The 13,764-nt window shown below is 67.4% G+C and carries 11 protein-coding genes; 4 read left to right on the top strand and 7 right to left on the bottom strand.

Going from position 1 to position 13,764, the window contains the following annotated elements; genetic code table 11:
• From G3O06_RS34890 to G3O06_RS34865, 6 genes are all read right to left on the bottom strand, one after another.
• Positions 1 to 2,158, bottom strand: a 2,158-nt coding sequence (locus G3O06_RS34890; RefSeq protein WP_346779573.1) for a glycoside hydrolase family 2 protein, incomplete at its 3' end; no start/stop codon positions are given.
• Positions 2,155 to 3,213, bottom strand: a complete 1,059-nt coding sequence (locus G3O06_RS34885) for a DUF1839 family protein (RefSeq protein ID WP_174972266.1) — start codon at positions 3,211 to 3,213, stop codon at positions 2,155 to 2,157. The genes G3O06_RS34885 and G3O06_RS34890, both read right to left, overlap by 4 nt.
• Positions 3,210 to 4,184 carry an amino acid--[acyl-carrier-protein] ligase gene (locus G3O06_RS34880; protein WP_205818926.1) on the bottom strand — a complete coding sequence of 325 codons (975 nt, stop codon included), beginning with the start codon at positions 4,182 to 4,184 and terminating at the stop codon, positions 3,210 to 3,212. Before G3O06_RS34880 ends, G3O06_RS34885 begins: the two co-directional genes overlap by 4 nt.
• Positions 4,181 to 5,377, bottom strand: a complete 1,197-nt coding sequence (locus tag G3O06_RS34875; protein WP_174972264.1) for an acyl-CoA dehydrogenase family protein — start codon at positions 5,375 to 5,377, stop codon at positions 4,181 to 4,183. Before G3O06_RS34875 ends, G3O06_RS34880 begins: the two co-directional genes overlap by 4 nt.
• The gene (locus G3O06_RS34870) at positions 5,374 to 5,625 is read right to left on the bottom strand and encodes an acyl carrier protein (RefSeq protein WP_205818925.1); all 252 of its coding nucleotides are present in this window, start codon (positions 5,623 to 5,625) and stop codon (positions 5,374 to 5,376) included. The genes G3O06_RS34875 and G3O06_RS34870 overlap by 4 nt, the downstream gene beginning before the upstream one ends.
• A 174-nt stretch (positions 5,626 to 5,799) precedes the next feature.
• The gene (locus G3O06_RS34865) at positions 5,800 to 6,582 is read right to left on the bottom strand and encodes a Crp/Fnr family transcriptional regulator (RefSeq protein ID WP_205818924.1); all 783 of its coding nucleotides are present in this window, start codon (positions 6,580 to 6,582) and stop codon (positions 5,800 to 5,802) included.
• A 920-nt stretch (positions 6,583 to 7,502) separates the two neighbouring features.
• Here G3O06_RS34865 and G3O06_RS34860 point away from each other — a divergent pair.
• The 4 genes from G3O06_RS34860 to polX all read left to right on the top strand — a co-directional run bounded on the left by G3O06_RS34860 (position 7,503) and on the right by polX (position 12,401).
• Positions 7,503 to 8,285 carry a Crp/Fnr family transcriptional regulator gene (locus tag G3O06_RS34860; RefSeq protein ID WP_174917260.1) on the top strand — a complete coding sequence of 261 codons (783 nt, stop codon included), beginning with the start codon at positions 7,503 to 7,505 and terminating at the stop codon, positions 8,283 to 8,285.
• Between the two features lie 2 nt (positions 8,286 to 8,287).
• The gene (locus G3O06_RS34855) at positions 8,288 to 9,703 is read left to right on the top strand and encodes an undecaprenyl-phosphate glucose phosphotransferase (protein ID WP_241020390.1); all 1,416 of its coding nucleotides are present in this window, start codon (positions 8,288 to 8,290) and stop codon (positions 9,701 to 9,703) included.
• Positions 9,704 to 10,083: 380 nt separating this feature from the next.
• Positions 10,084 to 10,476, top strand: coding sequence for a TraR/DksA family transcriptional regulator (locus G3O06_RS34850; protein ID WP_174917259.1), 393 nt, complete (start codon positions 10,084 to 10,086; stop codon positions 10,474 to 10,476).
• A gap of 155 nt (positions 10,477 to 10,631) precedes the next feature.
• Complete coding sequence (gene polX, locus G3O06_RS34845; protein WP_205818923.1) at positions 10,632 to 12,401, top strand: DNA polymerase/3'-5' exonuclease PolX; 1,770 nt, start codon at positions 10,632 to 10,634, stop codon at positions 12,399 to 12,401.
• Positions 12,402 to 12,455: 54 nt separating this feature from the next.
• On the opposite strand, the gene ald is transcribed toward polX, so the two are convergent.
• Entirely contained in the window at positions 12,456 to 13,571 is a 1,116-nt protein-coding gene (gene ald, locus G3O06_RS34840; protein ID WP_205818922.1) for an alanine dehydrogenase, read from the bottom strand.
• Positions 13,572 to 13,764 lie beyond the last annotated feature (193 nt).

Here is a 13,764-nt window from a genome sequence, read left to right as displayed (position 1 = left end):
ATAATAACAGATGAGGTGTCGAGACGGAAGATGCGGGAGGACATAGGAAACGAGGATACAAGGCAAGTAGGGAGGGAGAGAGAGGTAGTGGTGGTATGTGTGGATGTTGTTTTTTTTTTTTTTTAATGCTCCGGCGACCACCAGGATCTACACGATAGATCACACTCTTCCCCTCCACGACGCTCTTCCGATCTACCAGCTCGAGCGCCGCCGACAGCGGCGCGGGGCGCTCGTTGACGACATGCACGTCGAGCCCGTTCAAGCCTTCGTCGACCAGCAGCACCTGTACGGGCTGCAGGACCTGGCGCAGCGCATGCCACGCCGATTTCGGCCGGTGCGCGGCGTCGATCACCCCCCAGCCGGCGCCCGGCATCACGTCCAGGAACTGCCAGACGAGCGCGCCGGCACAGCGCGAGCCGGTGCGCCGCCATTCGGAAAACGTTTCGCGCATCAGGTCCGCGATCACTGCGCGTGACAGCTCGAAGTAGCGCGCCGGATCCTCGCGCCGCAGCCGGTCGGGCGCGACGTCGTAGAGCGTTTGCAGATAGTGATCGCGAACGTCCTCGAAATCCCACGACGTGCCGGGGTCGCGCGGCACGGCGGCCTTCCAGCGCGGCTCGTGCACGCCGGGCCAGCCGAGCTCGGCGAGCGTCGCGTCGCACGGCACGTTCGAGAAGGCGAGGCATTCGCTCGCGAAGCGCACGTCCGCGCGGCGTGCGTCGTCGAGCGGGCGCAGGTACGCACCGACGCCGTAATAGTGCGACACGCGTTCGCGCGGCGCGAACGGCAGCACGCCGCCGTCGGGCGAATCGGGCACGTACGGCACATCGGGCCGGCATGCAGCCGCCTGGCCGGCCAGCCGGTCGGCAGTCAGCCCGAGGAAGCGCTGCTTCGGCCCGAGCCCGGACATCGCGGCCTGTTGCGCGATCTCGCTGCCGCCGCACAGTACGGCAAGCGACGGCGATGCGCCGTGGCGCGACAGGAACTGCCGGGCTTCGCGGTCGACGTTGTCCGCGAACGCCGGATCGTCGAGCGCATAGTCGAAGTTCGCGAACATGAAATCCTGCCAGACCAGCAGCCCGAGCCGGTCGCACCAGGCGTGAAAGGCATCGGCCTCGTAGGTCATCGTGCCGCCGACGCGGATCATGTTGAAGCCGGCGTCGCGCGCGAGCCCGAGCAGGCGGGCGTAGGTGGCGTCGTCCGCGTACAGCGCGAGCGGTGCGGCGCTGCTCCAGCACGCGCCGCGCGCAAATACGGGCACGCCGTTGATGCACAGCCCGAAGCCCTTGCCGTCGGCGCCGGTGTCGACCTCGATCGTGCGGAAGCCCGTCGCGCCGAGCGGCCGCCGTTCGTCGCCGATATGCAGTGCAACGTCGTACAGCACCGGATCGCCGTGCGTATGCGGCCACCAGCGGCACACGTTGGGCACCGCGACGCTGGCGCGCAGACGGTCGGCGCCCGCACGTTCGAGCGTTGCGTGGTGCTGGCCGCACGACAGCCGTGCCGCGAGCGCGTCGGGCAGCGGCGCGGCGAACGTCAGTTCCGCGTCGAGCCAGCCCGTGTCGCCTTCGATGCGCGCGCGCAGGTCGCAATCGACGAGAACGGGCCCGTCGGCCGGATCGAGCACGTCCACGGGCCGCCACGGGCCGGTCGGCACGTATGGCGGAAACCAGCCCGGCATGTGCCCGAACAACGACGTGCGGATCGTGCGCAGTGTTGCAGGCTCCGCGAGCCGCGTGCGCCAGCGCGCCCGGCGCGGCGCGCGCGTGTCGCGCAGGTGCGGGGCGAGTGCGCGGAAACAGAGGGTCAGCCGGTGCGTGCCGTCGAGCGATACGGGCACGTCGTGCGCGACGAACATGCTGTCGGAGTGGAGAATCGGCGTGTCGTCGAGCCACGCCTGCGCGAGCGTCGCGAGGCCGTGAAAGCGCAGCATGCGCGGCCCGTGTCCGCGCAGCTCGATCCGGTACCAGTAGTCGCGCTCGTCGAGCGATTCGGCTTCGTCGAGCCGGCCGGCGAGCGCGAGCGACTGCGCGACGGTGCCAGGCACGGTCGCCGGAATCCAGCCGTCGCCCGCGGCCGGGAGATCGCGCGGTTCCCGTGCGGCACCCGCGGCCGTCGCCAGCATCGACCACGCGGGCAGGGCACGCGTGCGCGTCACCGCATGACCGGCACGGGTGCCGCGGTGTCGCTGCGCGCGGGCGTCATGTGCCGCAGCGGCAACGCGATCTGCCGCGCGCAGGCGACCACATCCGCGTACGCGGCCTGGATCGCTTCGAGCGTCGAGTCGCCGCGCTCCTCCTTGCCGCGCGCGCAGGCACGCGCGAGCCGGAATTCCAGCACCATCGCTTCGGACGCGATGCGGTCGCACGCGGCGCGGATCTCGGTGAACGGCCCGACGCAGCCGCTGGCCTGCAGCCAGCGCGCGTAATGGCCGAACAGTTCGAAATTCGCGCCGAGCTGCCGCACCGAATTGAACGAGTACGCATGGAAGTGCTCGAGCGGTGAATCGGCGAGCGTCCGCGCGTCGGTCTGCAACTGTCGCCGGAATGCGGCGATCGGGTCGACGACCGGCAGGCGCCGCAGGTGGCGCTGCAGCGCGGCGAGCGACGTTTCGCACAGCTCGCGCTCGTCGAGCGGCGCAAACCGCCGCTTCGCGCATTCGACGTACGGCGGCAGCGTCATCGGCGAGCTGCCGCCGACGAGCCCGTTGTAGTCGAAATCCTCGGCCACGTAATAGCCGCTGTTGTGGAAATAGCCGATCTGGCGTTTCGCTCGGTCGATCGCGTCGATGCCGATGGTCGTCTTCGTGTGCTGCGCACGGTAGCTGCTGCCGCGCGTATCGGGCAGGAACCACGCGTCGACTTCGACGATCATCAGGTGGCCGCGCGCGACCTGCGTTTCGATGTGCTGATCGAGCGATTCGTAGATCGAGTGCTCCTGCACGACGATGCCGTACAGCCGCTCCAGTTCGTCGTGCGGAAACTTGAAGAACGTGAACTGGTCGCCCTCGAAATCGAGCGCGATCGTGAACGGCAGCGCCGCGTACGGATTGAAGCCCCACCACCGGAGCACCTCGAGCCACATGTCGACGTAGCAGTTGGTCTGTTTCCAGACCATCTCCTGGCTGTGCAGCGGATGCGGCCGGTAGTGGCGCGCGCGGTGGCGCACATCCTCGAACGACGCGTCTTCGCCGCCGCGGGACACGAATTTCATGGCGTGCCCCACAGCACGTTGCGGACTTCGCGCGGCCACGCATCGATGTCGAAGCCGTGGTGGCGGAACAGCGCGAGCGTGAGCCGTTCGAGACCGAAGCCGACGCAGCCCGTGTGCGCGACATCGCCCGTCGCGGTGCGGATGTCCCACAGCAGCCCGAAATGGTCCATGTGGTAGTTGAAGCTCAGGCAGGCGGTCTGGCGACCGTCGTGCTCGATCGGGATCAGCAGTTCGAATTTCAGGTTCTGCTCGCGCTGGCTGTTCGCGACGATCTTGCCGCCGCGCCCGAAGAACGGATCGTTCGCGAGATCGATCGCATTGGGCAGGCGCAGCGCCTCGATCATTCGCGTGCCGCGTTCGATCCAGGTCTCGCGGAACGACACGATCTGCTCGGGCGTGCCGATCCGCACGTATTCGCGCATCCGGAACAGCTGCATGCGGGTCGGATCGAGCGACGGCTCGTGGCGGAAGCAGTACGAGAAGACGTCGACGATCCGGCCGTCGGCCGGCAGCGCGCCCGCGCGTGCGACGACAGGGTAGACCGGGTAGCACGCAGCCGGCGTCATCACGACATAGGTCGGCTTCTGGCTTTCCGTCCAGTCGTCGCCGTGATCGAGGCACTGCAGTACGCGCTGGTGCTGGCGCTCGTCGCCGCAGAACGCATGCACGCTGCCCGCGAGCTGCGGGAAGCTCTTCATGTATTCGCTGCGCTCGAACTCGGTGCGGCTCATCGCCGGCGGGAAGCGCAGCACTTCCGCCTGCTGGTCGGCGCCGATACGCGTGACGAACGCGTCGAGCGCTTCCACGACACGCTCGAACCGCTCGCTGCGGCCGAACAGGCCCTGGATGCCGGTCGAGACCAGCAGGCCCGCGTCGATCAGTTCGTCGCGCAGCGGGTTGACGCCCGCGCGGTCGATCGGTGCATCGGCGGGAACGGAGGCGGCGGAGGGCACGGTAAGGCGATCGTTCACGTATGTTTCTCCAGCGTCGCAGGACGCAGCGCGAGCAGCAGGTTCGAGGTGTTGACGGCAATGCGGTCGTTGCTGATCATCAGCGGCGCCGCATGCAGGTCGCGAATGTGGCGGCCGATGCTGAACGGCGTGCCCTGCTTGTAGCCGGCCATCCCGCAGATCATCATGGCCTGGTGCGCGACTTCCAGCGCGGTCGTCGACACGTAGGTCTTCAGCGTGTTGATCTCGGCGGCCCGGGCCATGCCGGCCGACCACGAGCGGGACGCCGGATTCGCATGAAGGCGCAGCACGTTGTCGACGCGGGCCTGCATCGCCTGCATCAGCGCGAGCGATTCGGCGATGCGTCGCGACGCGGGCGACGGCGCGCCGTCGGTCTGGCGTGCCTGCGCGCGGAAGAACTGGTGCGCGCGATGGAACGCGTCGCCGGCCACGCCGATCCATACCGCTGCCCACAGGATGTGCGACACCGGCACCATCGTTTCTTCGGCGATCTTCGCGAACGGCACCGGCAGGCACTGGACGGCGGCGCCTTGCGCGTCGAGCTCGAAGCCGTTGCTGCAGGTGCCGCGCATCCCGAGCGTGTCCCATTCGCCGCGGCGCGTGAGCGTGTAGCCGTCGCGCAGCAGCGTGACGAGCACCTGCTCGGAAGCCGGCGCGTCCGCATCGCGTCGCGCGGTGGCGAGGATGCCGTCCGCGTAGTCGCCGTACGAGATCGTCGGCGCGGATTTGCGCAGCCGGAACTCGCCGCCGTCGGTTTCGAGCGCACACTGGCTCGCGCGCAGGTTGCCGCCGACGCCGTCTTCCGACGTGGCCGATGCGAGCAGCCACTGGTGGCGCACGAGCTGTTGCAGGAACAGCTTGTGCCAGCCCTGGTCGAGCGCGTGGTCGACGATGCAGGCGACCTGGATCTGGTGCATCGCGAACACCATCGCCGACGACGCGCAGGCCTGGCCGAGAATCGAGCAGGCCGATGCGATGTCTTCCAGCGACGCGCCAGCGCCGCCGAGATGGGTCGGCACCATCGCGCCGAGGAGGCGGCGCGCGCGCATGGCCTCGATCGCCTCGACCGGGCAGCGCGCGTCGCGGTCGACCGCGTCCGCGTGCTGCGCGGCGATCTGCGCGACAGCATGCGCGGCCTCGTCGAGCCGACGTGAATCGCTGTCGGTCGCGAGTTCGGGAAGCAGCGCGCTCATGCGGAATGCTCGGTGCGTTGCAGCGTGGCGATCGTGTCCGCGAGTGCGTCGATGCTGCGGAACAGGTTGCGGTTCAGCATCTCGTCGGGAATCTCGATGTTGAACTGCTTCTCGATCGCGAGCATCAGCTGGATCGTGTCGAGCGAGGAGAGGCCCGCGTCGTAGAGGTCGTCCCTGTCGCCGATCGAATCGATCGCGGCTTCGAGGTGGGCGACGTGCTTCAGGATGGTTCTGATTTCGTTTTTCACGTGCTGCTCCGGCGTGCGTGTTGTCGTCCGCTCGGGCAGACGCGCGATACGCGTTGACGTCCCCCCGGCAGTCCGGCATCAGTAGACCATTGGCAGACACGGCGTTCTGTTCGCCACCCTACAAACAGCTAACCTCGCACGCAGAAGCGCGGCGCCGACGCGCCGGCCGGCCGATCAGGCGCGCGACGCGGCCGGCACGCCCGAGTCGGCCGACAGGATGCGCTTCATCTCGTCGCGCACGATCGCGCGGCAGCCGCACGACATTTTTTCGAGGCCGTCGAGGTCGGCAAGCTCGATCGAGCTCCGGTATTGCCGGATCAGTCCCAGCTTCTGGATTTCGCCGGCGGCATCGGTGACCGTTTCGCGCCGCACGCCGAGCATCTGCGCCAGCATGCTGTGCGTCACCTGGATCTCGATGCTGCGGGTCCGGTCATACGCGAGCAGGAACCATCTGCATAACTGATGTTTGAGCACGTGATGACGGCTGCAGAACGTGATCTGCGAGACCTGCGCCATCAGCAGCCGCACGCAGATGAACACGAGATGGCGGATCACCGGCGACGCATCGAACGCGGCGGCGAACACGCGCCGGTCGAGCCGGTAGACGAAGCCGTCGCGGCAGGCGACGGCCCGGCAGGGCATCCGGCCGCTGCCGCCGATCACGTCGTCGCACACCACGCTCTCGCTGCCGATCTCCGCGACTTCCAGCGTCATGCCGCCCGTCGACACGTACTGCAGCGAAATCGCGGTCGTGACGGGCAGGTAGACCGCGGCGAGCATTTCGCCGGGTTCGCAGAGCACTTGCCCCGATTTCAGGTGGACGAGTTGAAGGTGGGGGACCAGCGTCGCGAGCTCGTCGCGGTCGATGGCCGCGAGAAACCGGTTCGCATCGAAGCTGTGGGAAAGCTCGATCATGCCGTTCGCGTACGCGACGGCGTCAGGGGCCTGGTGAGTCACGGCACATCCTCGTAGGGTGGCGGTCGCGCGTCGTCGCGGCGATACCCCGAAAATGGGGGATTCGCACGATCGTGCGGACTTGTGTTCGTCAAAAATGGAGTGACGATACTGGCGAAAAGGCTAGCACGTCATTGAATTCAATCAATTGCACATTACGTCATTTCACAAAGTTTGACGATTTTGGCTGGGTGCAAACGTTATCTGGATTTAATGATTCATTTCAGCGGAATTAATCATCCGGAAACTGAATGCGACGTCGATCATGCATTCCGTGTCGGTCGGTGATCAATCTCGCGGGGGGCGTGCATCGCATGGCTAAAGTGCGTTTCAGGTATTGAACATTGTTTGACAAATAAATGGTGCGCGCAAGAATATTGATGTAAATCAATGCCTTGAAACCGAAGTGTGCGATGGGTGACAGAGCCTGAAATTAGTGTGCCGATTCAAATTTGAGACAGTTTCAAACGACCGTGTGAGGCGGAACGCCGCAGTGGAGTGCTGCCCGGCACATCATGGAAACAATTGAAAATCGACTGTAAGTATATGAACGGTAAGCCTCACAGCACCGGTGCGGCTTCTGCGGCGCGACGCAGGTTAAATGATCAGTCAAATGGCGTGCGGTGTCCATTGCCGGGAAGAGTGTCCGGAAATGAGACGCTTTTTTTGTTTTTTAGCCGGTAATTCGGGTGATCTAAATCCGGTGTGATTCATATATTAAGGATGGGCATGTATTGGCACGTAAATCGCTTATTCGGGCTGGCGTGTCGAAACGGGACGACCGATTCGATCCGGCGACAAGCCGATGGTCAGTCGCAATCAGGGTTGTGGCCGCAACTCCTGCCAACGTCCTGGCACGCATCGCGATAACGAGTTCCGTGCACGCGGCTGCAGGCGGCGCGGACGATAAAAGGGATACAGACATGCTTCATCTTCACTCGAGCTACTCGGCGAATGCCATCCTCGATGCCCTCCCCGAGGACAGCATCCGCAACATCGCACCGCATCTCGAACTGGTCAGGATCAAGGCCGGGATGCTCGACCGGGTCGGCGAGCCGATGCGCCACGTGCATTTCCCGACGACGTCGATGATGTCGGTGCAGCACCTGATGGAAGACGGTGCGATGGTCGAGGTGGCGCAGGTCGGCCGCGAGGGGGTGGTCGGGCTGGCGACGATGGTCGGTGGCGCTGCGGCGTCGCTCCGGGTCGAGGTCCGCATCGGCGGGATGGCCTATCGCGTGCCGAGCTGCGTGATGCGCGCGGAATTCGAGCGCTCGCCGGCGACTTACCGCTTGCTGCTCAATTACTGCCAGGCGACGATGGCGCAGATCTCGCGCAGCGCGCTGTGCAACCGTCATCACTCGGTCAGCGAGCAGCTCAGCCGCTGGCTGCTGCTTGCGCACGACCGCATCGACGGCGACGAACTGGCCGTCACGCAGCAGACGATCGCGAACATGCTCGGCGTGCGGCGCGAAGGCGTGACGGAAGCGGCGGGCAACCTGCAGGAAGCCGGGTTGATCCGGCAGCGCCGCGGGCGTATCACGGTGCTCGACCGCGACGGCCTCGAACATCACGCGTGCGAATGCTACGACCTGATTCGCGCCGACTATCGCAGGTTGCTCGGCACGCGCGGGACGGCGAGGCCGACGCCGGTTCGGCCCCGCATGCCGGAGGGGCATCGCGGGTTCCCGGCACATGGTGCGTGACGATGCAGTCGAGGTCCGGTGGAACGAATGCGATGCGGCGTGCCGCGATCGCAGCGACCGACGTCGTGCTCGTGCTGGCAGGCGCGCTCGCCGCGCAGGCGGCGTCGGGCCTCGCATGGCGCGAGCTGTCCGACGCGCAGCGTGGCGCGATCGCGCTGCTGTGCGTGCTGACCGTGGCATTGTTGCCGCGCTACCTGCGCACCGTGCGCGGCGGCGTGGCACCGCAAGGCGGCACGAATGCGCTGACCCAGACGATGGTGGCGCTCGTCTGCGCGAGCGTGCTGACGGTAACCGCCGCGTTGTGGATCATGAACCGCGGCGGCACGATCACGACCCGCTGGATCGTGCGCACGGTGCTGGCCGGCGACGCCGCGTTGCTGCTCGGCCGTGCCGCGCTGCTGGCGCTCGCGCTGACGCGTGACGACCCGCGCGCGCGGCAGCGCCGCGTCGCGGTGGTCGGCGCAACGGCCTACGGGCGTGTCGCGGTCGAGCGGATGCAGCTCGCGCCGCAAGGGCCTTTCGTGGCGGCGTGCGTATTCGATGACGACGCACAGGCGGCCTCCGGCGGCATCGGCGGCGTGCCGGTGATCGATGACTGGAACGCGCTGCGCGACCTGATTCGCGGCGGCGAGATCGACGAGGTATGGCTCACGCTGCCGATGTCGCACGAGTGGCGGATCCAGCGCATCGTCCGCGAGTTGCGCGACGAGTTCGTGGAGTTGCGGCTGCTGCCCGATGTGCGGCAGATGGCGGTGGTCGATCGCTCGGCGACCGACGTGCTCGGCATGCCGGCCATCAACCTCGCGACCACGCCGCGCTCGGCGCCGGAGCTGTGGGCGAAGTTCGCGTTCGACCGGCTGTTCGCGTTCGGCGTGCTGATTCCGTTGCTGCCGCTGCTGTCGATGCTGGCGATCGCAGTCAAGCTGTCGTCGCCGGGGCCCGTGCTGTTCAGGCAACGCCGCAAGGGCGTCGACGGTCGCGAGTTCGACATCCTGAAGTTCCGGACGATGCGCGTGCATCGCGCACAGCCGGGCGTCGTGCGGCAGGCATCGCGCAACGATTCGCGGATCACGCGCGTCGGCGCTTTCCTGCGGCGCACGTCGCTCGACGAGTTGCCGCAGTTCTTCAACGTGCTGTTCGGGCAGATGTCGGTCGTCGGCCCGCGTCCGCATGCGATCGAACACGACGACTTCTACCGGCAACTGATCGACTGCTACATGTATCGCTACCGCGTGCGGCCCGGCATCACCGGATGGGCACAGGTAAACGGCTATCGCGGCGAGACGCGCAAGGTCGAGGCGATGGAAGCGCGCGTGAAGTTCGATCTGTTCTACATGCAGAACTGGAGCTTCTGGTTCGACATGAAGATCATCCTGTTGACGGTCGTGCGGGGGTTCATCGGGCGCAATGCGTTCTGAGGATGACACATCATCGGAAGAGGCTAACCACGCCGTCAATCACGTCAGGGGATCGACGTCGAACCGAAGCGCGGGCGTGACAGCGCGGTGAATTGCTGCGCTGCGGCTGCGATGCGGGGCCGCGAAGCCCGAGCCGGGCGTCGCGTTTTCGCGTCCGTCCCCAGTTTATGCAAGCACTTCACGTGCATCGCAGTGCACGCTGATTCCGGTCAACACACGCGTGTTCAATGGGTTTATCCTGCGTCGAATGCGTCCGGCACTTCGTGTCGCCGGGCGCACATCCGGACACGGTGGCAGGCGGTGACGCCTGCCCGCCGCGCACCGGCGCGACACCGCGCGCCGCAATGCTCCGCGCGGAACCCGGAACAGGAGAGACGGCCATGGCGCTCGACCAACAACAACGGCAGACGCTGAAACAGCGGCTGAACGAGAGCGAGCAGACGTTGCGTGCGGAAATACGCACGAGCGAAGACCAACGTGCGTCGGAATCCTATGCAGACCTCGCCGGCGCGGCGCCGGACGAGGGCGACGAGGCGAATGCGGATCTGTTCGTCGACGTCGATCATGCATTGATCGGCATGAAGCTGACCGAACTGCGCGCGATCGGCCGCGCCCTGCAGCGGATGCGCGACGGCAGCTACGGCGAGTGCATCGACTGCGACGGCTCGGTCGGCTACGAGCGCCTGCTGGCACGCCCGGCCGCCGAGCGCTGCACGCATTGCCAGTCGATCTACGAGCGGCAATACGCGACGACGCCGCGCGCCTCCCTCTGACCCTGACGTCACGAACGCAACGGCGCTGCACGCGCGGCGCGGCCGGCGTACGATGATGAACGGGCGCCCGGCGGCGTCAGCATGCGTCGCCGGGCGGGCAGACGCCGTCGCGCACGCGTGCGGCGCCATCCACGTGGAAGGGAGCCACGCCGATCATGCCGATCCACAATGCCGGGTGTGCGGCCGTGTTCGCCGAGATTGCCGACATGCTCGAGATCCAGGGCGCCAATCCGTTCCGGGTGCGTGCCTATCGCAATGCCGCACGGACGATTGCCGACTACGGGCGCGATATCCCGACGATGATCGCGAACGGCGACGATCTCGGGAAGATTCCGTCGATCGGGCCCGATCTCGCGTCGAAGCTGCGCGAGATCGCCGCGACCGGCACCTGCGAACTCCAGCAAACACTGCGCCACGCGCTGCCGGGCGCGATCGTCGAGTTGCTCGACGTGCCGGGGCTCGGCGCCAAACGCGTGAAGGCGCTGCATGATGCACTGCACGTCGATTCGCTCGAGCAGCTTCGCGCGGAAGCGAAGAGCGGGCACGTGCGCGAGCTGCCGGGCTTCGGTGCGAAAACCGAAGCGCATCTGCTCGAAGCGATCGACGACCGGCTGAAGCGCGAGCCCCAACGCTTCCTGCTGCCGGATGCGGCGCACTCGCTGCTACCGCTGCTCGAAAAGCTGCGCGCGATTGCCGGCGTCGGCAAGGCCGTGCCGGCCGGCAGTTTCCGCCGCCGCCGCGAGACGGTCGGCGATCTCGACATCCTCGTCACCGCACGCGATCCGGTGGCCGTCGCCGAAGCGTTCGTCGGCTATGGCGAGGTGGCGCGCGTGCTGGCGCACGGCAAGACGAAGTCGAGCGTCGTGCTCGCCAGCGGGTTGCAGGTCGACCTGCGTGTCGTCGATGCCGACGCGTTCGGTGCGGCGCTCGTCTACTTCACCGGATCGAAGGCGCACAACATCGCGTTGCGCAGGATCGCGCAGGCCGGCGGGCTGAAGATCAACGAGTACGGCGTGTTTCGCGGCGATGAACGGATTGCCGGCGCGACCGAGGCGTCGGTCTACGCGGCGATCGGGCTGCACGACGTGCCGCCCGAATTGCGCGAGGATCGCGGCGAGATCGACTCGGCGCGCGCGGGCACGCTGCCGGCGCTGGTCGAGCGCAAGCACGTCCATGGCGACCTGCATGCGCATACCGACGCATCGGCCGGCCGTGACAGCCTGCGCGTGATGGCCGATGCGGCACGCGCACGCGGGTTCGCGTACCTGGCCATCACCGACCGGGCTCCCCATGCCGGCGGCGGTCGCAACAGCGTCGACTGGCTTGCGCACCAGCTCGACGAGATCGATCGCCTCAACGCGTCGTTCGACGATTTCGTGCTGCTCAAGGGCGTGGAGGCCGGCATTCGGGAGGACGGCAGCCTCGATGTGCCCGACGCGATGCTCGGCCGGCTCGATCTCGTGATCGGTGCGGTACGCGACGGCTTCGAGTTGCCGCGCGACGCGCAGACCGCGCGCATGCTGCGCGCGATGGACCATCCGCATTTCACGATTCTCGCGCACCCGACGGGCCGCGTGCTCGGCGAGCGCGACGCATGCGAACTGGACGTGCCGCGCGTGATCGCGCACGCCGCGGCGCGTGGCTGCTTCGTCGAACTCGATGCGCAGCCGCGGCGGCTCGACCTGCCTGACATCTGGTGCCGCGAGGCCGCGAAGGCCGGCGTGCCGGTGGCGATCGGCTCGGATGCGTGCAGTGCGGACGAACTCGACAATCTTGCGTACGGCGTCGATCAGGCGCGACGCGGCTGGCTCACGCGGTCCGACGTGCTGAACACGCGCACGCTGGCGCAATTGAGGCCGCTGCTGGCGCGCACGATGGGGGCGGGCGGCGCGTCGAAGCGCAGCGGCGGCGCGAAGGGCGCGTGAACGCGGCCGGCCGCGCGTGCGGTCAGCCGCTAGCCGTACTTGAATGCGGTCACGTCATGCCAGCACGCGGGCCGCCGGCACATAGGGCAGGCCGAGCGCCAGCGCGACCGCTTCGTACGTGATGTGTCCGTCGCACACGTTCAGGCCCGCGCGCAGATGGGGATCGTCGGTCATCGCCTGCTTCCAGCCCTTGTCGGCGAGCGCGAGCGCAGCCCCAAGCGTCGCGTTGTTCAGCGCGAAGGTCGACGTGCGCGCGACCGCGCCGGGCATGTTCGCGACGCAGTAGTGCACGACGCCGTCGACGACGAAGGTCGGGTCCGCGTGCGTCGTCGCATGCGAGGTCTCGAAGCATCCACCCTGGTCGATCGCGACGTCGACGACGACCGCCCCCGTGCGCATCGTCGCGATCATGTCGCGCGTGACGAGCCGCGGCGCCGATGCGCCCGGCACGAGCACGGCGCCGATCACGACGTCGGCATCGCGCACGGCTTCGTCGATCGTATGCGCGTTCGAGCAGACCGTCGTGATCCGGTTGGCGAAGACGAGGTCGAGCTGGCGCAGCCGGTTCACGTTGGTGTCGAGCACGGTCACACGTGCGCCGAGGCCGACCGCCATCTGCAGCGCGCCGGTGCCCACCACGCCCGCGCCGAGCACGACGACGTGCGCGGCCGGCACGCCGGGCACCCCGGCCATCAGCAGGCCACGCCCGCCGCGCGGGCTCTCGAGGTGAGTCGCCGCGACCTGGATCGACATGCGCCCGGCCACCTCGCTCATCGGCGCGAGCAGCGGCAGGCCGCCGCCGGGGCCCGTCACGGTTTCGTACGCGATGCAGACGGCGCCGGACTTCACGAGCGCGGCCGCCTGGTCGGGATCGGGCGCGAGATGCAGGTACGTGTAGAGGATTTGCCCGCGCCGCAGCATCGCGCATTCCGCCGGCTGTGGCTCTTTCACCTTGATGATCATGTCGGCGCGCGCGAAGACTTCGTCGGCGCCGTCGCAGAGCGATGCGCCCGCGGCCGTGTAGTCGTCGTCGAGCAGGCCGATCGCGGTGCCCGCGCCGCGCTGCACCAGCACGCGATGGCCGTGCCGCGTCAGTTCGTGTGCGCCGGCCGGCGTGAGGCCGACACGGTATTCGTGGTTCTTGATCTCCTTCGGCACGCCGATCAGCATGAGTCGCCTCCATGGCCTTCGTTATCGTTGTCGTACAGGTGCGCCATGCGGCGAACGTTGCACGTGCGGCCGATCGCGCAGCGGCGTATCGACTGCAGTACTGGAATAACAGGGTAGTAGTGCGCGGAGGGAAGTCAAGCGGCCGGCCCGCAAGCGCCTGCGCGTGCACTGCATCGCAACATGCGTGGTGACG

It is taken from the genome of Burkholderia sp. Ac-20345, from assembly GCF_017104825.1.
GTDB lineage: Bacteria > Pseudomonadota > Gammaproteobacteria > Burkholderiales > Burkholderiaceae > Burkholderia > Burkholderia lata_B.
The sequence above is the reverse complement of the archived record's forward strand: the minus strand, read 5'-3'. Positions and strand labels throughout refer to the sequence as shown.

Coding starts and splice junctions, on each gene's coding strand:
- G3O06_RS34850 (WP_174917259.1), top strand. CDS start 10,084: ATGGCGCTCGACCAACAACAACGGCAGACGCTGAAACAGCGGCTGAAC.
- G3O06_RS34860 (WP_174917260.1), top strand. CDS start 7,503: ATGCTTCATCTTCACTCGAGCTACTCGGCGAATGCCATCCTCGATGCC.
- polX (WP_205818923.1), top strand. CDS start 10,632: ATGCCGATCCACAATGCCGGGTGTGCGGCCGTGTTCGCCGAGATTGCC.
- G3O06_RS34875 (WP_174972264.1), bottom strand. CDS start 5,377: ATGAGCGCGCTGCTTCCCGAACTCGCGACCGACAGCGATTCACGTCGG.
- G3O06_RS34855 (WP_241020390.1), top strand. CDS start 8,288: ATGCAGTCGAGGTCCGGTGGAACGAATGCGATGCGGCGTGCCGCGATC.
- ald (WP_205818922.1), bottom strand. CDS start 13,571: ATGCTGATCGGCGTGCCGAAGGAGATCAAGAACCACGAATACCGTGTC.
- G3O06_RS34885 (WP_174972266.1), bottom strand. CDS start 3,213: ATGAAATTCGTGTCCCGCGGCGGCGAAGACGCGTCGTTCGAGGATGTG.